The sequence below is a fragment of the Pseudomonas sp. LY-1 genome (assembly GCF_053502595.1).
On sequence record NZ_CP094353.1, the window covers coordinates 3,862,100 to 3,884,997 of the forward strand.

The 22,898-nt window shown below is 59.2% G+C and carries 21 protein-coding genes; 11 read left to right on the top strand and 10 right to left on the bottom strand.

Annotation, left to right across the window (positions count from 1 at the left end; all coding sequences use genetic code 11):
• Window positions 1-7 precede the first annotated feature (7 nt).
• Window positions 8-3,187 (top strand): efflux RND transporter permease subunit, encoded by a 3,180-nt coding sequence (locus tag MOQ67_RS17575; protein WP_046486472.1) that lies wholly within the window; start codon window positions 8-10, stop codon window positions 3,185-3,187.
• Window positions 3,184-4,599: an efflux transporter outer membrane subunit gene (locus MOQ67_RS17580; RefSeq protein ID WP_017847282.1), complete on the top strand. Its 1,416-nt coding sequence runs from the start codon at window positions 3,184-3,186 to the stop codon at window positions 4,597-4,599. The genes MOQ67_RS17575 and MOQ67_RS17580 overlap by 4 nt, the downstream gene beginning before the upstream one ends.
• Before the next feature lie 86 nt (window positions 4,600-4,685).
• On the opposite strand, the gene MOQ67_RS17585 is transcribed toward MOQ67_RS17580, so the two are convergent.
• The 3 genes from MOQ67_RS17585 to MOQ67_RS17595 all read right to left on the bottom strand — a co-directional run bounded on the left by MOQ67_RS17585 (window position 4,686) and on the right by MOQ67_RS17595 (window position 6,577).
• On the bottom strand, window positions 4,686-5,078 hold the full coding sequence (locus MOQ67_RS17585) for a hypothetical protein (RefSeq protein WP_448675533.1): 393 nt from the start codon (window positions 5,076-5,078) through the stop codon (window positions 4,686-4,688).
• A 172-nt stretch (window positions 5,079-5,250) separates the two neighbouring features.
• Window positions 5,251-5,640, bottom strand: coding sequence for a hypothetical protein (locus MOQ67_RS17590; RefSeq protein ID WP_017847280.1), 390 nt, complete (start codon window positions 5,638-5,640; stop codon window positions 5,251-5,253).
• Window positions 5,630-6,577: a hypothetical protein gene (locus MOQ67_RS17595; protein WP_104903095.1), complete on the bottom strand. Its 948-nt coding sequence runs from the start codon at window positions 6,575-6,577 to the stop codon at window positions 5,630-5,632. The genes MOQ67_RS17590 and MOQ67_RS17595 overlap by 11 nt, the downstream gene beginning before the upstream one ends.
• A 305-nt stretch (window positions 6,578-6,882) precedes the next feature.
• Here MOQ67_RS17595 and MOQ67_RS17600 point away from each other — a divergent pair, with 305 nt between their 5' ends.
• Window positions 6,883-7,863 (top strand): IS5-like element IS1384 family transposase, encoded by a 981-nt coding sequence (locus MOQ67_RS17600; protein WP_010466230.1) that lies wholly within the window; start codon window positions 6,883-6,885, stop codon window positions 7,861-7,863.
• 318 nt (window positions 7,864-8,181) lie between these two features.
• Here the strand turns inward: MOQ67_RS17600 and MOQ67_RS17605 are convergent, their stop codons facing one another.
• The 4 genes from MOQ67_RS17605 to MOQ67_RS17620 form a co-directional block, all read right to left on the bottom strand.
• Window positions 8,182-8,559, bottom strand: a complete 378-nt coding sequence (locus tag MOQ67_RS17605; protein ID WP_193069336.1) for a hypothetical protein — start codon at window positions 8,557-8,559, stop codon at window positions 8,182-8,184.
• 111 nt (window positions 8,560-8,670) lie between these two features.
• Window positions 8,671-9,066, bottom strand: a complete 396-nt coding sequence (locus MOQ67_RS17610) for a hypothetical protein (protein ID WP_226927663.1) — start codon at window positions 9,064-9,066, stop codon at window positions 8,671-8,673.
• Window positions 9,051-9,428, bottom strand: coding sequence for a hypothetical protein (locus MOQ67_RS17615; RefSeq protein ID WP_193040856.1), 378 nt, complete (start codon window positions 9,426-9,428; stop codon window positions 9,051-9,053). Before MOQ67_RS17615 ends, MOQ67_RS17610 begins: the two co-directional genes overlap by 16 nt.
• Window positions 9,418-10,365: a hypothetical protein gene (locus MOQ67_RS17620; protein ID WP_448675534.1), complete on the bottom strand. Its 948-nt coding sequence runs from the start codon at window positions 10,363-10,365 to the stop codon at window positions 9,418-9,420. Before MOQ67_RS17620 ends, MOQ67_RS17615 begins: the two co-directional genes overlap by 11 nt.
• A 430-nt stretch (window positions 10,366-10,795) precedes the next feature.
• On the opposite strand from MOQ67_RS17620, the gene MOQ67_RS17625 reads away from it, so the two are divergent.
• Both MOQ67_RS17625 and MOQ67_RS17630 read left to right on the top strand, forming a co-directional pair.
• Entirely contained in the window at window positions 10,796-11,044 is a 249-nt protein-coding gene (locus MOQ67_RS17625) for a hypothetical protein (RefSeq protein ID WP_232925648.1), read from the top strand.
• Between the two features lie 20 nt (window positions 11,045-11,064).
• Window positions 11,065-11,199, top strand: a complete 135-nt coding sequence (locus tag MOQ67_RS17630) for a hypothetical protein (protein ID WP_448675535.1) — start codon at window positions 11,065-11,067, stop codon at window positions 11,197-11,199.
• A gap of 153 nt (window positions 11,200-11,352) precedes the next feature.
• Here MOQ67_RS17630 and MOQ67_RS17635 read toward each other — a convergent pair whose 3' ends face one another.
• Window positions 11,353-12,375 (bottom strand): AraC family transcriptional regulator, encoded by a 1,023-nt coding sequence (locus MOQ67_RS17635; protein ID WP_046486474.1) that lies wholly within the window; start codon window positions 12,373-12,375, stop codon window positions 11,353-11,355.
• A gap of 167 nt (window positions 12,376-12,542) precedes the next feature.
• Here MOQ67_RS17635 and efeU point away from each other — a divergent pair, with 167 nt between their 5' ends.
• The 4 genes from efeU to efeO (MOQ67_RS17655) are packed head-to-tail and all read left to right on the top strand — an operon-like array spanning window position 12,543 to window position 16,754.
• A complete protein-coding gene (efeU, locus tag MOQ67_RS17640; RefSeq protein ID WP_017847276.1) occupies window positions 12,543-13,388 on the top strand; it encodes an iron uptake transporter permease EfeU in 846 nt (281 codons plus the stop codon).
• A 10-nt stretch (window positions 13,389-13,398) separates the two neighbouring features.
• Window positions 13,399-14,601, top strand: a complete 1,203-nt coding sequence (efeO, locus tag MOQ67_RS17645; RefSeq protein ID WP_017847275.1) for an iron uptake system protein EfeO — start codon at window positions 13,399-13,401, stop codon at window positions 14,599-14,601.
• 14 nt (window positions 14,602-14,615) lie between these two features.
• Entirely contained in the window at window positions 14,616-15,920 is a 1,305-nt protein-coding gene (gene efeB / locus MOQ67_RS17650) for an iron uptake transporter deferrochelatase/peroxidase subunit (RefSeq protein ID WP_046385265.1), read from the top strand.
• Between the two features lie 15 nt (window positions 15,921-15,935).
• The gene (gene efeO / locus MOQ67_RS17655; protein WP_017847273.1) at window positions 15,936-16,754 is read left to right on the top strand and encodes an iron uptake system protein EfeO; all 819 of its coding nucleotides are present in this window, start codon (window positions 15,936-15,938) and stop codon (window positions 16,752-16,754) included.
• A gap of 5 nt (window positions 16,755-16,759) precedes the next feature.
• Here efeO (MOQ67_RS17655) and MOQ67_RS17660 read toward each other — a convergent pair whose 3' ends face one another.
• A complete protein-coding gene (locus MOQ67_RS17660; protein WP_198717705.1) occupies window positions 16,760-20,173 on the bottom strand; it encodes a hypothetical protein in 3,414 nt (1,137 codons plus the stop codon).
• Between the two features lie 147 nt (window positions 20,174-20,320).
• Window positions 20,321-21,664 carry a CDP-diacylglycerol--serine O-phosphatidyltransferase gene (pssA, locus tag MOQ67_RS17665; protein ID WP_046486476.1) on the bottom strand — a complete coding sequence of 448 codons (1,344 nt, stop codon included), beginning with the start codon at window positions 21,662-21,664 and terminating at the stop codon, window positions 20,321-20,323.
• A gap of 124 nt (window positions 21,665-21,788) precedes the next feature.
• Here pssA and MOQ67_RS17670 point away from each other — a divergent pair, with 124 nt between their 5' ends.
• Both MOQ67_RS17670 and MOQ67_RS17675 read left to right on the top strand, forming a co-directional pair.
• Window positions 21,789-22,340, top strand: coding sequence for a TetR/AcrR family transcriptional regulator (locus MOQ67_RS17670; protein WP_104903088.1), 552 nt, complete (start codon window positions 21,789-21,791; stop codon window positions 22,338-22,340).
• A 54-nt stretch (window positions 22,341-22,394) separates the two neighbouring features.
• Entirely contained in the window at window positions 22,395-22,874 is a 480-nt protein-coding gene (locus MOQ67_RS17675) for a nuclear transport factor 2 family protein (protein ID WP_046383231.1), read from the top strand.
• Window positions 22,875-22,898: the final 24 nt, after the last annotated feature.

A 22,898-nucleotide genomic window follows, 5' to 3' on the forward strand; every position in this document is an offset into this window, starting at 1 on the left:
ACTCAAGATGAATTTTTCCAAGTTCTTCATTTCGCGGCCGATCTTCGCAGCGGTGCTCTCGCTGTTGATCCTGATCGCTGGCGCGATCTCGCTGTTCCAACTGCCGATCAGCGAATACCCGGAAGTGGTGCCGCCGACCGTGGTGGTGCGTGCCAACTTCCCTGGCGCCAACCCCAAAGTCATCGGCGAAACCGTCGCCGCGCCGCTGGAACAGGCGATCACCGGCGTCGAGAACATGCTGTACATGTCCTCGCAGTCGACCGCCGACGGCAAACTGACCCTGACCATCACCTTCGCCCTGGGCACCGACCTGGACAACGCGCAGGTGCAGGTGCAAAACCGTGTGACGCGCACGCAACCCAAGCTGCCCGAGGAAGTGACGCGCATCGGTATCACCGTGGACAAGGCCTCCCCCGACCTGACCATGGTGGTGCATTTGACCTCCCCGGATCAGCGTTACGACATGCTTTACCTGTCCAACTACGCCTTGCTCAACATCAAGGACGAGTTGGCGCGCCTGGGCGGCGTGGGTGATGTGCAGCTGTTCGGCATGGGCGACTACTCCCTGCGCGTCTGGCTGGACCCGAACAAGACCGCTTCGCGCAACCTGACCGCCACCGATGTGGTGACCGCGATTCGCGAGCAGAACCGTCAAGTGGCCGCCGGTGCGCTGGGTGCGCCGCCTGCACCGAATGCCACCAGCTTCCAGTTGTCGGTGAACACCCAGGGCCGCCTGGTCACGGAAGAAGAGTTCGAGAACATCATCATTCGCGCCGGCGATAACGGTGAAATCACGCGCCTCAAAGACATCGCGCGGGTCGAGCTGGGTTCGAGCCAATACGCCCTGCGTTCGTTGCTCAACAACCAGCCGGCCGTGGCGATCCCGATCTTCCAGCGCCCGGGTTCGAACGCGATCCAGATCTCCAACGAAGTGCGCGACAAAATGGCGGAGCTGAAGAAGAGCTTCCCCGAAGGCATGGACTTCAGCATCGTCTACGACCCGACCATCTTCGTGCGCGGCTCCATCGAGGCGGTGGTGCATACCCTGTTCGAAGCGCTGATCCTCGTGGTGCTGGTGGTGATCCTGTTCCTGCAGACCTGGCGCGCCTCGATCATTCCGTTGGTGGCGGTGCCGGTCTCGCTGATCGGTACGTTTGCGGTGATGCACCTGTTCGGCTTCTCGCTCAACGCGCTGTCCTTGTTCGGCCTGGTACTCGCCATCGGCATCGTGGTGGATGACGCCATCGTGGTGGTGGAGAACGTCGAGCGCAACATCGAGCTGGGACTGGAACCGTTCCAGGCGACTGAAAAGGCCATGAGCGAAGTGACCGGGCCGATCATCGCCACGGCACTGGTGCTGTGCGCCGTGTTCATTCCCGCCGCCTTCATCAGCGGCTTGACCGGGCAGTTCTACAAGCAGTTCGCCTTGACCATTGCGATTTCGACGGTGATCTCGGCCTTCAACTCGCTGACCTTGTCCCCTGCCCTGGCTGCCGTGTTGCTGCGCAGCCATGACGCGCCGAAGGATCGTTTCTCCAAGATACTCGACAAGCTGTTGGGGGGCTGGTTGTTCCGGCCGTTCAACCGCTTCTTCGAAAAAGCCAGCCATGGCTACGTCGGCACCGTGCGCCGGGTGATCCGCGGCAGCGGCATCGCGCTGTTCCTGTACGCCGGCCTGATGGTGCTGACGTGGTTCGGGTTTGCCCACACCCCGACCGGTTTCGTACCGGCTCAGGACAAGCAGTACCTGGTGGCTTTCGCCCAATTGCCGGACGCCGCGAGCCTGGACCGCACCGAAGACGTGATCAAGCGCATGTCCGACATCGCCCTGAAACAGCCGGGCGTGGAAAGCGCCGTGGCCTTCCCGGGCCTGTCGATCAACGGGTTCACCAACAGCCCGAACAGCGGCATCGTGTTCGTGACCCTCAAACCGTTCGACGAGCGTAAAGACCCGAGCATGTCCGCCGGTGCGATTGCCGGTGCGCTGAACGGCAAGTACAGCGACATCCAGGAAGCCTACATGGCGATCTTCCCACCGCCGCCGGTACAGGGCCTGGGCACCATCGGCGGGTTCCGCCTGCAGATCGAAGACCGTGGCAACCTGGGTTACGAAGAGCTGTACAAAGAAGTGCAGAACGTCATCACCAAGAGCCGCACCACGCCGGAGCTGTTCGGCCTGTTCACCAGCTACACGGTCAACGTGCCCCAGGTCGATGCCGCCATCGACCGCGAAAAGGCCAAGACCCACGGCGTGGCGATCAGCGACATCTTCGACACCCTGCAGATCTACCTGGGTTCGTTGTATGCCAACGACTTCAACCGCTTCGGCCGCACCTACCAGGTCAACGTGCAGGCTGAACAGCAGTTCCGCCTGGATGAAGACCAGATCGGCCAGTTGAAAGTGCGCAACAACAAAGGCGAGATGATCCCGCTGGCGACCTTCATCAAGGTCAGCGACACTTCTGGCCCGGACCGCGTAATGCACTACAACGGCTTCATCACCGCGGAAATCAACGGCAACGCTGCACCGGGCTACAGCTCCGGCCAGGCCCAGGCCGCGATTGAAAAACTGCTGAAGGATGAACTGCCCAACGGCATGACCTACGAGTGGACCGACCTGACGTATCAGCAAATCCTCTCGGGCAACACCGCGCTGTTCGTGTTCCCGCTCTGTGTGCTGCTGGCGTTCCTGGTACTGGCCGCCCAATACGAAAGCTGGAGCCTGCCGTTGGCGGTGATCCTGATCGTACCGATGACGCTGCTGTCGGCCATCACCGGGGTGATCATCTCGGGCGGCGACAACAACATCTTCACCCAGATCGGCCTGATCGTGCTGGTGGGCCTGGCCTGTAAGAACGCGATTCTGATCGTCGAGTTCGCCAAGGATAAACAGCAGGAAGGCCTCGACCCGCTCGCCGCGGTGCTGGAAGCCTGCCGTCTGCGGCTGCGGCCGATCCTGATGACCTCGTTCGCCTTCATCATGGGTGTGGTGCCCCTGGTGCTGTCCAGCGGTGCCGGTGCCGAGATGCGGCATGCCATGGGCGTGGCGGTGTTCTCCGGGATGATCGGCGTGACCTTCTTCGGGCTGTTGCTGACACCAGTGTTCTACGTACTGATCCGTCGCTATGTGGAGCGCCAAGACGCGCGCAAAGCGGCCAAGGCCTTGAAGCTGGAGACACAGCAATGAGTGTGAAAGTCTTTCTGCCGAGCTTGCTGGTCCTGGCGCTGAGCGCCTGTGCCGTGGGCCCGGACTACACAACCCAGACCCCGGAGGCGGCCAATATCACGGCTGCCGCCGATGCCAAAAAATACGACCACGGGAAATTCGAAGGCATCTGGTGGCAGCAGTTCGACGACCCGACTCTGAACCAGTTGGTGACCCAGTCGCTGAGCGGTAACCGCGACCTGCGTGTGGCGTTTGCCCGCCTGCGGGCCGCACGGGCGATCCGCGATGACGCCAGCAACGACGCGATGCCGACCATCACCAGCCGCGCCAGCAGTGACCTGGCCAAGGGGCAAATCCCTGGCCAGACCACCAAGCGCGTCAACAGCGAGCGTTATGACCTGGGCCTGGACATGGCCTGGGAGTTGGACCTGTTCGGCCGCATCCAGCGCAACCTGGAAGCCACCGACGCCGACCAGCAAGCGGCCGAAGCCGACTTGTACCAGCTGCAAGTCACGCTGATTGCCGAACTGGTGGACGCCTACGGTCAACTACGCGGCGCGCAACTGCGTGAACGCATCGCCCTGGACAACCTGAAGAACCAGCAGGAGTCACGCACCATCACCGTCAGCCTGCGCGATGCCGGTGTGGGCGACCAACTCGACGTGGAACGTGCCGACGCGCGCCTCGCGGCGGTGGAAGCCAGCGTGCCGCAACTGCAGGCCGAACAAGTGCGCGAGCGCAACCGCATCGCCACCCTCCTCGGCCAGCGCCCCGACAAGCTGAGCGTGGACCTGAGCCCGAAAGACTTGCCGGCGATTGCCAAGGCGCTGCCGATCGGCGATCCAGGGCAACTGCTGCAACGGCGCCCGGACATTCTGAGTGCCGAACGCAAACTGGCATCCGCCACCGCGCGCATCGGCGTGGCCAAGGCCGACCTGTTCCCACGGGTCAGCCTCAGCGGCTTCCTCGGCTTCACCGCCGGGCGCGGTTCGCAGATCGGTTCATCCGCGGCGAATGCCTGGGCCCTCGGCCCGAGCATCACCTGGGCCGCGTTTGACCTGGGCAGCGTGCGCGCGCGCCTGCGCGGCGCCGATGCCGAGGCCGATGGCGCCCTGGCCAACTACGAGCAGCAAGTGTTGCTGGCGTTGGAAGAATCCGAGAACGCCTTCAGCGACTACGGCAAGCGTCAGCAACGCCTGGTCTCGCTGATCCGCCAAAGCGAATCCAGCCGCGCCGCCGCCGACCTCGCCGCGATCCGCTACCGCGAAGGCACCGTGGACTTCCTCGTGCTGCTCGACGCACAACGCGAACGCCTCGCTGCCGAAGACTCCCAGGCCCAGGCCGAGGTTGATCTGTATCGCGGGATTGTTGCGATCTACAAGGCGCTGGGTGGCGGTTGGCAGCCGGATACGGTGGTCGCTACGGCCAAGTGATGTAAAGAGCTCCTTTGGTTGGTCGCATCCAGCCAATTTTTAGCCCCGTGGTCTGTTTGGTCATGGGGCTTTTTTTTGTGTCGCAGTTACTGATGTAGCCACTTATACAAGATGTCAGCGGTGGCGCTCATTAGAAAAAGCACTCCAACAAGCAGGGTTCCCTGAAGCAATCGCTTGAGGTTACGAGGAAAGGCTTGTACCTGCTGCCAATCCACTGCACCTCGTTTTACGTTCCACTTTGGTAGAACAACCGCTGCGGTGACGGCAGATAGTCGAATCATTCTTCCTCGAATCGAATTACCCCAAACACGTTGATTGGGTGTGATAAGACTGCATTTGTTTAGAAGATATTCCATTTCGTCGAGTCTTCGATAAGCCAGGTATATCAAAACCACAAAGGCGATGAAGACCAAAAAAAAAAACAGAGTCAAATCAAACCAGAGCTTCAGCGGATGATAAATAAAACAATCAATACTCATATAGTTTCTCTCCTACTTACTTGCCGAGCTAACTCCCATAACTGCCCCTTACAGCGCCTGCGGTTCCCCCCGCCAGTGCCAAATGATGTAAAGAGTTCCTTTGGTTGGTCGCATCCAGCCAATTTTTAGCCCCGTGGTCCGTTTGGTCATGGGGCTTTTTTTGTGTCGCTGATCAGCGTGTTAGCCATTTATAAAATATGTTGGATATGGCAGACGTCATAAAAAGTACTTCCCCAAGGATCTTTCCCTGAAGCAAGCGCTTGAGACCGCGAGGAAAATCCTGAACTTGCTGCCGATCCACAGTACCGCGCTTTATGTTCCACCACGGCATAACAACCGCTGAGGTGACGGCACACAGCCGAATCATTCTTCCTCGTATCGAATCGCCCCAGAACTGTTTGTTAGAAGTGACAAGGCTGCATTTATTTAAACGATCCTCCATTTCATCCAATCGTCGATACATCAGGAAAATGCCAACTACATTGATGCTAAGGACTACAAACAGAACGCTCACACTAAACCAGAACTTAAGAGGAAGATTGAGCCAGTAGTCAATATTCATAAATTTTCTCCCCTGCGTACTCACCCAACTCGCTTCCAAGACTGCCCCCAACCGCGCCCAAGGTCCCACCTGCGATTAACAGGCAACTCAATGATCCCGGCCCAGTTGTAGGGAGTAGTACGGTGAAACATAAAGCTGCCGCCATAGACCCACCTGCCATCCCCCCCAGAACCCCTCCTCCTAGCTTGCTCACTTCCACATATTTCGCCTGCCTGCACTGCTCCTCCCTCCCCGTGGAACAGGCTTCCTTGATCTCCAGCCCAGTGGACGCAGCGCTCAAAGCAATCCCCAACGGCGTCCCTGCCTTGAGCACTTTCGCCACCCTGGAAATCCGCGCAATCCTCTCGGCATATCGACTGATCTCCCCGGTATGCAAATAACTCTTGGTGGAAATACCGAGCATTTTCTTGATCGAGCCTTCATTACGCAAACCCGTGCCGTAACGGGCAAACCCGCGCAGTTGTGCTTCCAGTTTTTTGAACAGGGTTTGGCGACGCGCCAAAAACTCCTCCCGCGCTGCGCCACCGCCTCGGCGCAACGCCTGTTTATGCAGGGCATCGATTTCTTCCAGGGTTTTGACGATCGCCTTCAAGTGGTGATTCCACGCATCTCCCGCCGTGCCGATACCGAGCGACGTGTAGCCGAGCAGTTTCTGCAACAAATCGTAGTTTTGCAGGGCAAAGGCATCTCCCCCTTCGGCCATCACGCTATGGCGGATACGCCAGGCGGATTGCATCAGCAGATGCTCTTCCGGCTTGCACAACGCCGTGGAGTCATCACCGATGATGACCAACTGCCCCGGCAGCACCACAACGTTTCGAATATGGGTATTGAGCCTGTCGAACTTGGCTTCGGCGTGCTGGCTCAAGCGCAATCTTGCCTTGAGTTCAACGGAGGTTTGTTGCCAATCATTAATGAACGCATAGGGCTGAGACATTAAAAACCTCTCAGCCGCAGTGGGCGAAGGGAGCCGGTTGATGTGGGCGTATTGCTTGCCATACGTGCATTCCTGATTGAATGAAGATGGCGTCGTAATCTAATTAACGGCTCAAGCGCTGTCGCGGATTTAGCCGGTGAATTCGCGCATCGTCGATCAACTTGGGAAATGGACTTCTCCTCGTCTACCAATAGCTGTCAGACACTTCCTAATAGCTATTCCAATGGAATAATTTCGTTAAGGAAACTCTGAAAAAGACTTTCTGATTTGGCAAAATACCGCGACCCCACCCACCGAGTTTCCCGATGAAGCAGATGACCTTCGCCGACGCCGAGTACGCTGGCAAGCGCAAGCAAACCCGCAAGGAGTTGTTCCTGATCGAGATGGATCGGGTGGTGCCGTGGAAGGGCTTGATTGCTTTGATCGAGCCACATTATCCGAAAGGTGAAGGTGGCCGTCCGGCCTACCCGTTGATGGCGATGCTGCGTGTGCATCTGCTGCAGAACTGGTTCGGCTACAGCGATCCAGCGATGGAGGAAGCGCTGTACGAAACCACGATCCTGCGCCAGTTTGCCGGGCTGAACCTGGAGCGCATCCCCGACGAAACCACCATTCTCAACTTCCGCCGCTTGCTGGAGAAACACGAGCTGGCGGCCGGCATCCTCGCTGTCATCAATGGCTATCTGGGCGACCGCGGCCTGTCGCTGCGCCAGGGCACCATCGTCGATGCAACGCTGATCAATGCGCCCAGTTCGACCAAGAACAAGGACGGCAAGCGCGACCCGGAAATGCACCAGACCAAGAAGGGAAACCAGTATTATTTTGGCATGAAGGCCCACATCGGCGCCGATGACGAATCGGGTCTGGTGCACAGCGTAGTGGGCACGGCGGCCAATGTGGCGGATGTCACCCAGGTGGACAAATTGCTGCATGGCGACGAAAACGTGGTCTGCGCCGATGCAGGCTACACCGGTGTCGAAAAGCGGCCCGAGCATGAAGGACGTGAAGTTATCTGGCAGGTGGCGGCACGCCGCAGCACCTACAAAAAACTCGATAAGCGCAGCGTGCTGTACAAAGCCAAGCGCAAGATTGAAAAGGCCAAGGCTCAGGTGCGCGCCAAGGTCGAGCATCCGTTCCGGGTAATCAAGCGCCAGTTCGGTTACACCAAGGTGCGCTTTCGCGGCTTGGCCAAAAACACGGCGCAACTGGTGACACTGTTCGCTCTGTCGAACCTGTGGATGGCGCGCCGACATTTACTGACGAATGCAGGAGAGGTGCGCCTGTAATGCGGGAAATGGCCACCGGAGTGGGGTCCGGGTGGCGAAAACGTAAGAAATACTCGTCGAATTGATTGTTTTTTGATCATTTGGCGAGTTTAAAAGTTGCGCTAGGTGGTATGCCGGGGAAATACATGGCTACTTCAGACCATCCTTAACCAATATGACTGCGGCAACGCAAATGACGCGAAACGTCACTAGTACCAGATAATGTAAAGAGTCTCTTTGGTTGGTCGCATCCAGCCAGTTTTTTACCCCGTACTCCATTCGATCACGGGGCTTTTTTGGCTCAGCAACTTAAGAAAAACATTCCTACTGAACACTAATTCATTTAGGCAGCCAAAAAATGATGCCGTACATAAAGACAACGACGATGACGAAATAGATACCACGAAACAAGTTTTTCAGGCTGCGAGGAAACTCCTGGACTTGCTGCCAGTCAATGACACCGCGTTTCAAGTTCCGTTTTGGCAGCAATACTGCTACTGCGACCGCACCGAATCGCATCATTCTCCCTCGCGGTGAGTTGTCCCAAAACTGGGCGTGAAACACAACGAAACTGCATTTATTCAGAAGGCGCTCCATGTATTCCAAACGCCGATAGGCCAGAAAAGCATAGATCAGTAAGGCAACGCCGAGTGAAATACACAACGCTATTTCAAACCAGAAAATGATATGAGGACTTAGTAGATCATCAATATTCATAGAGTTTTTCACCCACCATTTCCCCACCTCTGCTGCCAATTCCCGTACCCCATTCGACCACGGCTTTTTTGGATCGGCAACTTAAGACGAATCCTCCTACTGAGCACTATTTCATTTACGCAGCCAAAAAACGACGCCGCACATAAAGACAACGACGATGACGAAATAGATACCACGAAACAAGTTTTTCAGGCTGCGAGGAAACTCCTGGACTTGCTGCCAGTCAATGACACCGCGCTTCAGATTCCATGTTGGCAGTAATACGGCTACTGCAACCGCAGATAACCGCATCATTCTTCCTCGCGGCGAGTTGCCCCAAAACTGAGAGTGGAAGGTAACGAGACTGCATTTGTTCAGAAGGCGCTCCATGTAGTCGAGACGTCGGCAGGCCAGAAAAACGCCTATTAGTACAACGATATTGATAGAGAGTATTAACGCCACCAGAAACCAAAACATAACGCGAGAATTTAAGAAATAGTCAATACCTAACACTATTTGCAAAGCCAAAAATAGGTACCAAAGACAAAGAAAACCACACCAACGAAGAGCATTCCCCTGAACAGGTTTTTAAGGCCACGAGGAAATTCCTGAACTTGCTGCCAGTCAATAACGCCGCGCTTCAAATTCCTCTTTGGCTGTAGTACTGCCACTGTAATTGCAGACAGCCGCATCATTCTTCCTCGCGCAGAGTTGTCCCAAAACCGGGAGTGAAATACGACGAGACTGCATTTATTCAAAAGCCGCTCCATATATTCCAGCCGTCGATAGGCCAGGAAAACACCTATGAGTACGACAACGACGACCGAAACACACAAGGCTAATTCAATCCAAAAAATGATGAGCGGATTTAGGAAGTTGTCAATATTCATAGAGTTTTTCACCCACCATTTCCCCACCTCTGCTACCAATCGCACCTCCTACACCCCCCCCAGCCGCGCCACCGATTAATAGACAAGCCAGTGAGCCTGGACCGGTTGTTGGTATCAATACGGCAAGACACAAACTTGATCCTATATAACCTCCTAGAGCGCCTCCTCCAACCCCCATCGTGAACTTCCCCACCTCCACATACTTAGCCTTCGTACACTGCTCCTCCCTCCCCGTGGAACAGGCTTCCTTGATCTCCAGCCCAGTGGACGCAGCGCTCAAAGCAATCCCCAACGGCGTCCCTGCCTTGAGCACTTTCGCCACCCTGGAAATCCGCGAAATCCTCTCGGCATACCGGCTGATCTCTCCAGTATGCAAATAACTCTTGGTGGAAATACCGAGCATTTTCTTGATCGAGCCTTCATTACGCAAACCCGTGCCGTAACGGGCGAACCCGCGCAGTTGTGCCTCCAGTTTGGCGAACAGCGTTTGGCGACGCGCCAAAAACTCATCCCGCGCTACGCCACCGCCTCGGCGCAACGCCTGTTTATGCAGGGCATCGATTTCTTCCAGGGTTTTGACGATCGCCTTCAAGTGGCGATTCCACGCATCTCCCGCCGAGCCGATACCGAGCGACGTGTAGCCGAGCAGTTTCTGCAACAAATCGTAGTTTTGCAGGGCAAAGGCATCTCCCCCTTCGGCCATCACGCTATGGCGGATACGCCAGGCGGATTGCATCAGCAGATGCTCTTCCGGCTTGCACAACGCCGTGGAGTCATCACCGATGATGACCAACTGCCCCGGCAGCACCACAACGTTTCGAATATGGGTATTGAGCCTGTCGAACTTGGCTTCGGCGTGCTGGTTCAAGCGCAATCTTGCCTTGAGTTCAACTGAGGTTTGTTGCCAATCATTGATAAACGCGTAGGGCTGAGACATTAAAAACCTCTCAGCCGCAGTGGGCGAAGGGAACCGGTTGATGTGAGCCTGTTGCTTGCCATGCATGCATTCCTGATTGAATGAAGATGGCGTCGTAATCTAATTAACGGCTCAAGCGTTGTCGCGGATTTAGCCGGTGGATTTGCACGCGGTAGATCAATTTGGGAAATGGACTACCCCTCTCAAGCTAATCGCTGTCAGACACTTCCTCGCATCTATTCCAACAGACTGTTTTCGTTAAATAACATGACCACAGTAATGCAACGGGCACGAAGGCCATCAGCGTCTTGTGATGTAAAAATCTCCTTGGATTGGTCGCCTCCAGCCAATTCTTTGCCCCACGGCCCATTCGGTCACGGCCCTTTTTTAAAGTAGGTACAAGAGTGGCCCGATATAAAAGTGTACGTTTCGACTAATGGAGGATTTCACTATGGCCGTTTTATTGACTGCGGAACAAATGAGGTACACCAAAGCGTCTAACACGTTCCAGATAAAGAACCCGAAACAGGTTATCAATACATTCACGATAACGGAAGAATCAAAAGCTTCGGACACCTTGAAGCTTCGAAAACAAGAGTCGATTGATGATCTGAAAGCATTTTTGAAAGACTACGACATGACATCGATCACCACCAACGAACTAAAAAAGTCGGCAGACGGTTTTATGAAAACGACGTAATTGATGGCGAGGCGTTTCATATGTTCATATCTGGTCTGGGTGCTTTTGATGCCAACGGCCAGCAAGCTGAAACAGACGTAAAATACAATGCAATCGCCTTATTTAACGAAAGCTGGACGATTACCTTTCGTTTCTTGAAAGCCATCCCAACGTGAAGCGGTCACAAGGCATCCCCGAATATGTTCAAGGCATGTTCGCTGCCAATCATGCAATCAATGCACGGGCATTTTTTGTTAATTCTTCCCGCAGTGATCTCTCGATAGAGGAGCGTGCCTGAGTTTGGCTCTTTATCCCGTACACCCACTCCATCACAGGCGATTTGTCTCGTTCAAAATCAAACTACGATAATGCCCCGGATTCGACCCGACCCATTTACGAAACGCCTTGTAGAACGAACTGGCATCGGCAAATCCCAATCGCGTGGCAATTTCGGCAAAGCTGATCTGCGGTTCGGCCAGCCAGACAATCGCCAACTCTTTGCGCACGCTGTCCTTGAGCCCCTGATACGTTTGCCCCTCTTCCGCCAAGCGGCGGCGCAGGGTCGAGGCGGAGATGCACAGGTTGGCGGCCAGGCCGTCGGTTTCCGGCCAGGTCTCGGGCGGCATCTGGCGCAGGTCGTGCTTGATGCGCGTGGCCAGGCTGTCGGGGTCGCGGTATTTGACCAGGATATTGGCCGGTGCGTGGCCAAGGAAACGCTTGAGTTCTTCGGCGCTGCGCTTGATCGGTAGGTCGAGGCAATCGGCGGAGAAGATCATGCGCGTGCGCGGCCGGTCGAAACGCAGGTTGTCGGAGAACATCACCCGGTAATCGTCACAAAAATCCGGTTGTGGGCAGCGCAGTTCGATGGCCAGGATCGGTATACGCCGCCCCGCGAGCCAACAGGCGACGCCGTGGACGATCATCCAATAAGTGAAATAGCTGAACGCCCGGCGCGGCTCGGGCTCGGTTTCGAGCAGCACGATTTCCGCCAGGCTTTGCTGGCGCACCAGTTGGGCAGGCAAATGCTCGAACATCAATGACAGGAACGCTAAGCCGGTTTCCAGCCCGGCCGCCACCGTCGGTTGAGCCATGGCCACGCGGCACAGAAACGCCAGGCTGCCGGACTTGAGCGGGCGCGGGTCCATGCCAAAAAACTCATCGTCCAGGCGCCGCGCCAGCAGGCGCCACAACCGAGCGTAGGTCGTGGCCGAGACACGTGCACCAGGCTGCAACAGCAGCTCGGGAGCAATGCCCGCCTTGCTCAAGGCCTCAACGCTCGCTGCCTCCGACGCGCAGCTCTGCAACAGGGCTTCGCGCACAAGGTGGATGGAGATGGTGTCTTTTTCCGACATGGGTGTGGGGCAATCCAACGGCACAAAAGGTGGGGTGCATCATAAGGGCGCTTGAGCTTTGCCACCACCGTTCAGCCGCCGTTCAGCAAAGGTCAATGTTTCTTGTTTGGCAATGAGTATCATTATGTTACAACTTAGCTTCCTATCCAGTTTCCCTGCGGTGTCGAATGCTTGTTCCCTTTCTCATCATGTTGCGCGAAGGCATTGAAGCCGCATTGATCGTTGGCATCATCGCCAGTTACCTGCAACAGACCGGCCGTGGCCAGTGGATGCCCGCCGTGTGGGTCGGTGTCTTCCTCGCCGCGGCCCTGGCCTTGCTGGTCGGTGGTGGCCTGGAACTGATGAGTGCCGAATTTCCGCAAAAGCAGCAGGAATTGTTCGAAGGCGTGGTCGGCCTGGTCGCCGTGGGCATTCTCAGTTCCATGGTGTTCTGGATGCGCAAGGTTGCACGCTCGATCAAACATTCACTGCACCAATCCCTCGACCATGCCCTGGCCGGCTCGCGCCACCAAGTCACCGCACTGATCCTGATGGTGTTTTTCGCCGTGGCCCGTGAAGGCCTGGAAACCGTGTTTTTCCTGTTGGCGGTGTTCCAGCAGAGTGAAGGCCCCGGCGCACCGCTGGGTGCCCTGCTCGGGCTGGTGCTGGCGATCATCGTCGGGTTCCTGATTTACAGCGGCAGCATGCGCCTGAACCTCGGCGCGTTTTTCCGCTGGACTGGCCTGTTCATCCTGGTGGTGGCCGCCGGCATCCTCGCCAACTCCGTGCAGGCCCTGCATGAAGCCGGCGTGTGGAACCACCTGCAAAGCGTGCTGTTCGATGTCAGCGCGACGTTGCCGATGGATGGCCCGGTGGGCTCGGTACTCGCCGGGATGTTCGGCTATCAGGATGCGCCGACCGTCAGCACGCTGGGGGCCTACCTGATCTACCTGGTGGTGGCCCTGGCGATGTTCTTCCTGCCCGCGGCACCCGCCAAGCCGGTCGCCGCGCCCTCTTCCGTTTCTCACCCGTAAGGACCGTCCCTTGTCCAACCCAACTCCTCAACCGGCCTCGCCGCCACGCGCCCTGCGCTGGGCGGTGGCCGGCTCGGCGGTCGTGATGATCGCCGCCGGCGGCCTGTTCTACTATGCCTCGCAGCTGGCAGCGACCAAGCGCCAGACCCACCAAGATGAAACCGTCGTGACCATTCACGGCCACGCCTGCGAACCCAACGCACTGACCGTTGCGGCCGGGCGCGCGAGTTTTCGCATCATCAACCGCTCCGACCGCGCGGTGGAATGGGAGATCCTCGACGGCGTGCTGGTGGTCGAAGAACGCGAAAATATCGCGCCGGGCCTGAGCCAGGTGATCAATGCCAATCTGTTGCCCGGCGACTATGCAATTACCTGCGGCCTGTTAAGCAACCCGCGCGGCACCTTGCACGTAACGCCGACGGCGGCATCCGACGCCCAAGCCAAGGCCAAGCCGTCGATGGTGGCGTTTATCGGACCGTTGTCGGAATTCCGTGTGTACCTGAGCAGCCAGGCCAGCGCTCTGATCAAGGCCACGACCGCCTTGCAACAAGCGATCGACGCCGGTGACCTGGCCCAGGCTCAGGCGCTGTATGTGCCGGCCCGCGAGGCTTATCAGCGTCTCGCCGCGGCGTCGCAACGCCTGGCGCAACTGGACAACGCGATCAACGCCCGCGCCGATTATTTCGAAAAACGCGAGCAGGACCCAGCCTTCAGCGGCTTCCACCGCCTCGAATACGGCCTGTTCCAGCAACGCAGCCTCGATGGCCTGGCCCCGCTGGCGCAGCGCCTGGTGAGCGACGTCGGCACCCTCAAACAACAGTTGCTGGCGCAGTCGCTGCCACCGGAACAACTGGTGAGCATCGTGGTGCGCAACCTCAATAGCCTGGCCGACGTGCGCGCCGTCAGTGGCGAAGAGGAGCGCTACAGCCATATCGACCTGAACGGTTTCGCCGCCAACCTGGATGCCGCGCGCAAGGTGGTGGACCTGATGCGTCCACTGCTGAGCAAGTCCGCCGCCGACCTGTTGCCGAACATCGACACGGCCCTCGCCGCGTTCGAGACGGCGCTCGATGGTTTGAAAGTCGACGGCCAGTTCAGCCGCTACGACCGTGTTACCGCCGATCAGCGCAAGCAGATCGCCGACAAGGCCAAGGTACTGGCCGCCGCACTCGATGGAATCGACCCCGCCCTTGGCCTCTCCGGCCTACAGTGAAGACGACCGCATACATGAGTGATTTACCACCGTTAGACCTTCAACGCCGTCGCGTCCTGCTGGGCATGGCCGCCACCGGTGCCGCGCTTGCCGGCAGCACCTTGAGCTGCCCGGCCATGGCTGCTGCCGCCGAGCAAGTGACCACCGCCCCGCGCAGCGACAAGACCCAGGACCACCACGATTTTTTCGGCAAGCACCAAAGCGGCATCGTCACCCCGCGCCCGGCCTGCGGCATGCTGGTGGCCTTCGATGTCCTGGCTGCTGATCGCGACGACTTGGAGCGGCTGTTCCGCACCCTCAACGAGCGCATCAGCTTCCTGATGACCGGCGGCAGCGTGCCGCAGGTCGACCCGAAACTGCCGCCCACCGATTCGGGCATCCTCGGCCCGGTGGTTACGCCGGATAACCTGACCATCACCGTATCGGTCGGCGAATCGCTGTTCGATGAGCGTTTCGGCCTCAGCGCAGCCAAACCCAAGCGCCTGATCCGCATGGTCGGTTTCCCCAACGATGCGTTGGAAGCGGCGCAGTGCCACGGCGACCTGAGCCTGCAATTTTGCTCCAACACTCCGGATACCAATATCCACGCCCTGCGCGACATCGTGAAGAACCTGCCCGACCTGCTGCTGGTGCGCTGGAAGCAGGAAGGCAGCGTGCCGCCACAGGCGCCCGCCCGCCCCGGCGAGCCTGCGCAGAGTGCGCGCAACTTCCTGGGCTTTCGTGACGGTTCGGCCAACCCGAATTCCAACGATGCCAAGACCATGGACCAAGTGGTCTGGGTGCAGCCCGGCAGTGACGAACCGGCCTGGGCGGCCAATGGCAGCTACCAGGCAGTGCGGATCATTCGCAATTTTGTCGAGCGTTGGGACCGCACGCCGCTGCAGGAACAGGAAAGCATCATCGGCCGCATCAAGCCCACCGGCGCGCCCATGGGTGGCCAGCACGAAGCCCAAGTGCCCGATTACAGCAAAGACCCGCAAGGCAAGCTGACCAAGCTCGATGCCCATATCCGCCTGGCCAACCCGCGCACCCCGCAGACCCAGGCCAACCTGATCCTGCGCCGGCCATTCAACTACTCCAACGGCGTCAACAAAAACGGTCAGTTAGACATGGGGCTGCTGTTCATCTGCTACCAGGCTGACCTGGAAAAAGGTTTTATCAGCGTACAAACCCGGCTCAACGGCGAGCCCCTGGAGGAGTACCTCAAGCCAGTCGGCGGCGGGTATTTCTTCACCTTGCCGGGGGCAACGGGACCGAAGGATTTCATCGGGCGCACGCTACTTGCTGCAACGCACGTTCAACCTCCTGCCAACACTTAAAGCGGAAACCGTCCCATGAACAAGTCGACTCTCGCGCTGTCGCTGTTAATCACCCTCTCGCCCCTGGCGGCCTTCGCCGCCACGGCGCCGCTGGACCTGGTAGGCCCGGTGTCGGACTACAAGATCTACGTCACCGAACAAATCGCTGAGCTGGCGACCCAGACCCAGGCGTTCACCGACGCAGTGAAAAAAGGCGACCTGGCCACCGCCAAGCAGCTGTATGCGCCGACCCGCGTGCATTATGAGGCCATCGAACCGATTGCCGAGCTGTTCAGCGACCTCGACGCGGCCATCGACTCGCGGGTCGACGACCACGAAAAAGGCGTGAAGGCCGACGACTTCACCGGCTTTCACCGTATCGAGTACAGCCTGTTCGCCGAAAACACCACCCACGGCCTCGACGCCTTGGCCGACGGCCTGAACAACAACGTCAAGGACCTGCAGACGCGCGTGGCCGGCCTGACCTTCCCGCCGGAAAAAGTCGTGGGCGGCGCCGCAGCCCTGCTCGAAGAAGTCGCCGCCACCAAGATCTCCGGCGAGGAAGACCGCTACAGCCACACCGACCTGTATGACTTCCAGGGCAACATCGACGGCGCGAAGAAAATCGTCGACCTGTTCCGCGGCCAGATCGAGAAACAGGACACTGCCTTCCTGGCCAAGGTCGACAAGAACTTCGCCAGCGTGGACACGATCCTGGCCAAGTACAAGACGGCGGACGGCGGTTTCCAGACCTACGACAAGGTCAAGGAAAACGACCGCAAAGCCTTGGTGGGCCCGGTCAATACCCTGGCTGAAGACCTGTCGACCCTGCGCGGCAAACTGGGTTTGAACTGAGCCCTCTAGGTCTCGCTCAACGGTCGGTACCCTTCCAACGGCGTACCGACCGGCAAGCCGCTTTCAGGATTGGCCGCATACCAATGCGCGCCCATTTGCACCGCTCGAACGGGCACGCCTTGATGGTGCCCATTGTGCGTTGCCACCGCGCGATCTATTGCCGCGTGTACGCCGAAGAATGTGCGCAACTTTTCCTGCGCCGCGAGCATGTTCGCGAACGCCGACACGTTGGGCGCGCTGTTCAACGCGCGAGGCAAGGCGAGCACGCCTTTGGCACTGTTGACCAACAGATCGGCAGCGCCATCTACCGGATTCAAAAACGCGCTGACCACGCTCACGCCCTTTTCCAGCACGCGGAATGCCTTGGCGCCAAAAGGCGCGACGACCTTGGTGGATTTGACCAACGAGCGCACCGCCGTTCCCGCGCCACCTAGAAACGCACCGGCCGTATCGATCAACAAGCCCCGCGTACCCTCGATGATATTGCCCTTGGCCAGGTCCACGATGGCCCCGACAAACGGAATCATGCTCAGCAAAATACTGTCGTTGCGTTGCGACACTTCTCGTTGTTGCTCAAGGGGTAATTGGCCTTGGGCGTACTTGAGCACACTGTCGCGGTGATGAATGAAATTGCCCTGCATGATCCGGTCGACAATCGCTTGGCTGCGGGGCGATGCAAAGCTGTTGGGCACCGCCGCGCTCACGCGGCCATCCGCAGCCGCGGGAGCGGCCGGCAAGGTATCACCGAGCTTATCGATAATGATGCCGGCGGACGAAACGTCCGATCGCGGCAAGGCATCGGAGGTGTAGGCGGTGAAGTCGAACGGCTCCACTGCGCCGTTCTGCAACAGGACCGTCGAGGGCGCCCAACGTCCGTAGGTGCGCTGCGTCTCTTCGAGGGTGCCGCCCAGCACCAGTTGCTCGGGTAAGTCCGTGCGCTTAACGATCATCATCTTGGCCGGGAACACTTCAAAGTAGCTGATCTCCCCGTTGTAGTCACAGCGGATCAGCGTGCCTTTGCGCCCTCGTCGCGCTTCGACTTGCGCGGATGTCTGGTCCAGCGTGGGCACCCCGTCGATCTGTTCGCGCAGGGTAAACAGCTCGACGGCGCCATACTCCAGGGCCTGGCGATCAGCCAGGGGCAAGTTGGCGATCATGCGCTTGGTGGTAATGCCCAAGCCTTGCTTGAGGCTCGCCAGGTAGCCGTCGACTTCGCTCACCACTTGCCCCGGCAGGCCGGGCAAACGGTTGATCCTGGCATTCAGGGCGCGCACGTTTTTGACGATGGCGGCTTGTTCGGTGCGACTTGGGCGTGCGTTTGAAAAGGGCGTTCTTGCAGCGCCAGTGGCGCCGGGAGTGTCAGCCTCCAGCAGCATCCAGCGGTCCCTGACCAGGTCGCCGGTCATATAGGTCTCGATCAGCGAACGGATCTTGGGTTCCGAGACCTTCATGTTGCGGCGCTCGTCCGGGTCCGCAACGTAGACCTGCAACGCTTGCAACTGGGGCCCGCTGAGTTCCGGGAACACCTTCTGCAGGTTCGCGACCGCCTGGTCCCGGCGTGTCGGCAGCGGCGTCTTGAACGCCATCAGGGCCTGCAGGAGTTGCTCGCGCTGGGCCTGAAAGGCTTCACTGGCCTGCTGGTAGTGCTGCGGTGTATAGCGACCGTCGGCGGTCTTGGCGTAAACCCCTTGCATCAAGCCCCAGTCCAGCAGCACGTCGACGCCGTGGTTATCCAGCACTGCCGCCTCGTCGGCAGTGCGTGCATCCAGCCGGGCAAGCGCCATGATTTCCGGGTAACTCATCGCCCGCGAGCTGCCCGCGCCGCCTTGACGTTCGGCAAAGGTCACGCCCAGGCGCAGATCCGCCCATTCCGCAGACCCCATGCGCAGCGTGGAAGGAACATCCCGAATCAGAAACTCAGGGGCGGCAGCGGCCAGAAACAGGTGGGCCAACAGGGGCGCGACCTTGGGGTCCAGTGAGGTTTTTTTCCACAGGTGCGTTTCGATATCCGTGCGTACCGAGGCCAGCGTCCGCCCATTGTTGGCAGGTTGGTAGATGTCATAACCGGCAATGGTCCCGGGGCGTCCCGGGGCGTCGGGATCGATTTGCAGCATGATGGCCGCCAGCACCCACTGCTTGGCTTCGAGCGTCGAGAGTTGATCGCTGCCGGACGCGCCCTGGAACTGGCGATTACGCGCCACGGCCCTGCCCCAGTTCAACACCACGGGGCTGTTCAGGACCTGCTCAAGGAAGCGCTCAGCGTCGGCGCGCAAGGTGCCTGCGCTGTTGAGAGCAAGCACCCCGCGGATATCCAGGACACGCAGCAGGTTCACCGCAGGCTTGTTGCCAGGAGTATCGTCATCGCTCAACTCCGCCACGAAGCGTTTGTCGGCGTCGGACAAGACGCCAGGGGCCCACTGACGCGCGATCAACTGTGCATAGCCCCCCAGCGCCGGCGCTGGCGGCAGCGCAGCGTCGAGCCAGCGCAGGATATTGCGCACCTCCCGCGCCGTCTTCGGCACCGACAACCCATGGGACGCCAGCACCTCGCTGACCGCTGCCTGCTCGGCGCCGTCAATCGCCAGCGACGAGCTGCGGCTGATCGGCGTTTGCACGTCGGCCAGCAACACCTCGTCTTCATCGGAGAGGTGCCGCACGCGCTCACTCAAGGTGCCCGCCAGATGCACGCGCTCGTCCATCACGTCGATGACTTTTCTAGCCCTCAGGTTGCGCTGCTCCAGGCGCCCCTTGACCTCCGGCGACAAGGCAGACCAATCCGCCGTCGAGAGTGCCTGGCGCACAGTCTGCAGTTCGTCGGCGGTGTGCGGCGGGGGAATACCATACCCCTGCAACACCGCGTTGCGAGACAAGCCTTCGCTCTCGGGATGCACATACGCAAGCCCGTTGCCGGCCACATCCAGGGCGGCAGCGGCGGCGCGCAGCCTGGCGCTGACCTGCCACCATCCCGAGGTGTCGTTCAAGGTGAAGGTCTTTTGTGTCGCTACCCCACTGTCGACGACCCAACCGCTGACCGAGTCGGGTTTGACCACGACGGTATCCAGGGCCATCCCTTTGCTGGCGACCCAGGCCCGCATCTCGGCGGTATTGAAGGCACTGCGCAGCGCCTCGAAGCCTGGACGAATCGTGGCGCCATGGGGAATCTGGACGCTCGAGTCCGCTAACTGACGCAGGGCCGAGGTGCTCAACGCCGTGTGTAACTGATGATCGGCCTCCGCCGACGTGGCCGGCGCTGGCTGCAAGGTCCATGGCGGCGCCGCGCTGGCCGGTAGATCGGATGGCGCCGCGCGCCGGTAGCGCACAACGGTTTCGGGGATGATGCTGCCAATCGGCGCCGGCGCGGCGCTCAGCGCCAGCGGAATTGGCGAACGGGCATGAAGGATTGGGGAGACGGGCGACATTTCTAGTTCCTCTCTACCAGTGAATGGCAAGAGTTCTTGTCCTTAAGAACTGTCGAGAGAAAACATACCCGCCTGGGCCAGCGCTGCGTGTAGGCGAACTCTCAAGGCTTTGAAGGCAGCAAGAGAGTTCGTTGCGCGATGCCCGTGTTACAGAATGCGATACAACAACCGCTCGATCCGCACGCGGCTGACGCGGCGCAGGAACTTGCCGACTGCCTGCGGGTAATCCACCAGGGTCTGCAGTTGCTGATAACCTTCGATGCGCGTGGTGTGCTGGAAAATCTGCGCCAGCTCGGTGCGCCGGGGTTCCAGCCACTCGCTCTTGGGGTCATCGATCAGCAAGGCGTTTTCCAGGTCAAGGCGGAACGCGCGTGGGTTGAGGTTGTTGCCGGTCAGCAACGTATAACGCTGGTCGACCCACATGCCTTTGAGGTGGTAGGTGTTGTCGCCGTCGCGCCACAGGTGCAGGTTCAATTGGCCGCTGTCGATCATCGGCTGATGGCGCTTGGCAAAGCGGCGCAGGCTGATTTCATAGAGGTACGGCAAGGCCGCGATCACCTTGAACGGCTCGCTGGGCGAAATGTAGAAGTCGTTGGCGGTCTTGTCGCCGACGATGATGTCGATCTTCACCCCGCGCGCCAGGGCGCGGTTGATTTCCCGGGTCACCGGCAGCGGCAGGTTGAAGTATGGCGTGCAAATGGTCAGTTGATGCTGGGCGCTGGCGATCAGTTCGAGGATCACCCGGCTCAGGGGGTTGTTCTTACCGACACCGAGCAAGGGGCTGACAGACAGGTGGCCGTTGGGCAACTGGCCGCTGGTGGTGTCGTAGGCCGCGTGCTTGAGTCGGCTGCGCAGGTCGCCGATATCGTTGCGCAGGCTGCGGGTCGTCGGCGGGTTGGGCAAGTCGAGGCGATGCACGGCCTTGGATGCCATCAGCCCGTGCTCCACCAGGTGTTGCATCGAATCCGCCAGCGGTGCGCTGTGGATCAGGTGGTAACGGTCGAAACGGTACTTGTCGAATTTGTGCAAATACACGTTGTTCAGGCTGGCGCCGCTGTACAGCACGCTGTCGTCGATCACAAAGCCCTTGAGGTGCAACACGCCGAACAGTTCGCGGGTCTGCACCGGCACGCCGTAGACCGGCACCTCGGTGGCATGGCTTTGGGTCATGGCCTGGTACCAGGCGCTGTTGCCCGGCTGTTTACCGGCGCCGATCAGCCCGCGCTGGGCGCGCAGCCAATCGACCAGCACCACGATGTCCAGCTCCGGGCGTGCGGCCTTGGCGGCGTGCAAGGCGTCGTAGATCTCCTGCCCCGCCTCGTCCTGCTGCAAGTACAGCGCGACGATATAGATGCGTTGGGTGGCCTGGGAAATTTTCTCCAGCAGGCAACGACGAAACGCCGCGGCGCCGGACAGCACCTCAATCGCCTCGGTGGAGAGTGGGAAACTGCGCAGTTTGGGCAACAGGGAACGTTTGAAGAACGACGGCATAAGGCTCGCAATGGGTCGAATCCGAAGAGGCCCAGAGCTTACACCATGGGGGTGCTCAGGTCTCGTGGCCAGTCAGTGAAAAACCTTGTTGCGAAAGAAGAACGATCGTTCTACTGTATGGCACATGAACGATATTACCCGCAACATTATCCTCGACGTCACCGAGAAGCTGATCTATCGCCACGGCATCGCCGCCACTGGCATGGACTTCCTGGTGAAAACCGCCGGTGTCTCCCGAAAGAGCATCTACCGCTATTTCGCCAATAAGGACGAACTGGTGATCGCGGCCCTGCAACGTCGCGACGCGCGCTGGATGCACTGGCTGCGGGCCGAGGTGGAACGCCGTGAAGACAGCGGCGAGCGCCTGCTCGCAGTGTTCGACGCGCTCAAGGCCTGGTTCGGTTCGGCGGACTTTCGCGGCTGCGCATTCATCAACACCAGCGGCGAAACCGGCGACCCGCAAGCCCCGGTACGCCTGCTGGCGAAGGCGCATAAACACAAACTCTTCGAGTACCTGCTCGAACTGTGTCAAGCCCATGGCACGCCCGAGCCGCAACGGCAGGCCGCGCAACTGCTGATCCTGATCGATGGCGCCATTACCGTGGCCCTGGTGACGGGCGATGCAATCGCGGCGGATACGGCGCAATCCATGGCACGAACGCTATTGGGACTTTAAACCCACAGGCATCGCAACTTTCGATCAACCCTTATTGTTTTAAGGAGCCGCCCAATGTCATCCCCTGCAGAAACCCGCCCACCTCTGCCGCCGTTTACCCGCGAGTCGGCCATCGAAAAAGTCCGCCTGGCCGAAGACGGCTGGAACTCCCGCGACCCGCATCGGGTGTCCCTGGCCTACACCCTGGACACCAAGTGGCGTAACCGCGCTGAATTCGCCTACAACCGCGAACAAGCCAAAGACTTCCTCAGCCGCAAATGGGCCAAGGAGTTGGATTACCGGTTGATCAAGGAATTGTGGGCGTTCAGCGATAACCGTATCGCGGTGCGCTATGCCTATGAGTGGCACGACGACTCGGGTAACTGGTTCCGTTCCTACGGCAACGAAAACTGGGAATTTGACCAGCACGGCCTGATGGCCAACCGTTTTGCCTGCATCAACGACATGCCGATCAAGGACAGCGAGCGCAAGTTCCATTGGCCGTTGGGACGGCGTCCGGACGATCATCCGGGGCTGTCGGAGTTGGGACTCTAGCCTGTAGCCGCAAGCGTGAAGCTT

Bases quoted from the DNA above. Each gene is read 5' to 3' on its own strand.
- MOQ67_RS17620 (WP_448675534.1), bottom strand. From the start codon at position 10,365: ATGTCTCAGCCCTACGCGTTTATCAATGATTGGCAACAAACCTCAGTT.
- MOQ67_RS17595 (WP_104903095.1), bottom strand. From the start codon at position 6,577: ATGTCTCAGCCCTATGCGTTCATTAATGATTGGCAACAAACCTCCGTT.
- MOQ67_RS17585 (WP_448675533.1), bottom strand. From the start codon at position 5,078: ATGAGTATTGATTGTTTTATTTATCATCCGCTGAAGCTCTGGTTTGAT.
- MOQ67_RS17580 (WP_017847282.1), top strand. From the start codon at position 3,184: ATGAGTGTGAAAGTCTTTCTGCCGAGCTTGCTGGTCCTGGCGCTGAGC.
- MOQ67_RS17625 (WP_232925648.1), top strand. From the start codon at position 10,796: ATGGCCGTTTTATTGACTGCGGAACAAATGAGGTACACCAAAGCGTCT.
- MOQ67_RS17615 (WP_193040856.1), bottom strand. From the start codon at position 9,428: ATGAATATTGACAACTTCCTAAATCCGCTCATCATTTTTTGGATTGAA.
- MOQ67_RS17660 (WP_198717705.1), bottom strand. From the start codon at position 20,173: ATGTCGCCCGTCTCCCCAATCCTTCATGCCCGTTCGCCAATTCCGCTG.
- MOQ67_RS17600 (WP_010466230.1), top strand. From the start codon at position 6,883: ATGAAGCAGATGACCTTCGCCGACGCCGAGTACGCTGGCAAGCGCAAG.
- efeU (WP_017847276.1), top strand. From the start codon at position 12,543: ATGCTTGTTCCCTTTCTCATCATGTTGCGCGAAGGCATTGAAGCCGCA.
- MOQ67_RS17605 (WP_193069336.1), bottom strand. From the start codon at position 8,559: ATGAATATTGATGATCTACTAAGTCCTCATATCATTTTCTGGTTTGAA.
- MOQ67_RS17670 (WP_104903088.1), top strand. From the start codon at position 21,789: ATGAACGATATTACCCGCAACATTATCCTCGACGTCACCGAGAAGCTG.
- pssA (WP_046486476.1), bottom strand. From the start codon at position 21,664: ATGCCGTCGTTCTTCAAACGTTCCCTGTTGCCCAAACTGCGCAGTTTC.
- efeO (WP_017847273.1), top strand. From the start codon at position 15,936: ATGAACAAGTCGACTCTCGCGCTGTCGCTGTTAATCACCCTCTCGCCC.
- MOQ67_RS17590 (WP_017847280.1), bottom strand. From the start codon at position 5,640: ATGAATATTGACTACTGGCTCAATCTTCCTCTTAAGTTCTGGTTTAGT.
- efeB (WP_046385265.1), top strand. From the start codon at position 14,616: ATGAGTGATTTACCACCGTTAGACCTTCAACGCCGTCGCGTCCTGCTG.
- MOQ67_RS17575 (WP_046486472.1), top strand. From the start codon at position 8: ATGAATTTTTCCAAGTTCTTCATTTCGCGGCCGATCTTCGCAGCGGTG.
- MOQ67_RS17635 (WP_046486474.1), bottom strand. From the start codon at position 12,375: ATGTCGGAAAAAGACACCATCTCCATCCACCTTGTGCGCGAAGCCCTG.
- MOQ67_RS17675 (WP_046383231.1), top strand. From the start codon at position 22,395: ATGTCATCCCCTGCAGAAACCCGCCCACCTCTGCCGCCGTTTACCCGC.
- MOQ67_RS17630 (WP_448675535.1), top strand. From the start codon at position 11,065: ATGTTCATATCTGGTCTGGGTGCTTTTGATGCCAACGGCCAGCAAGCT.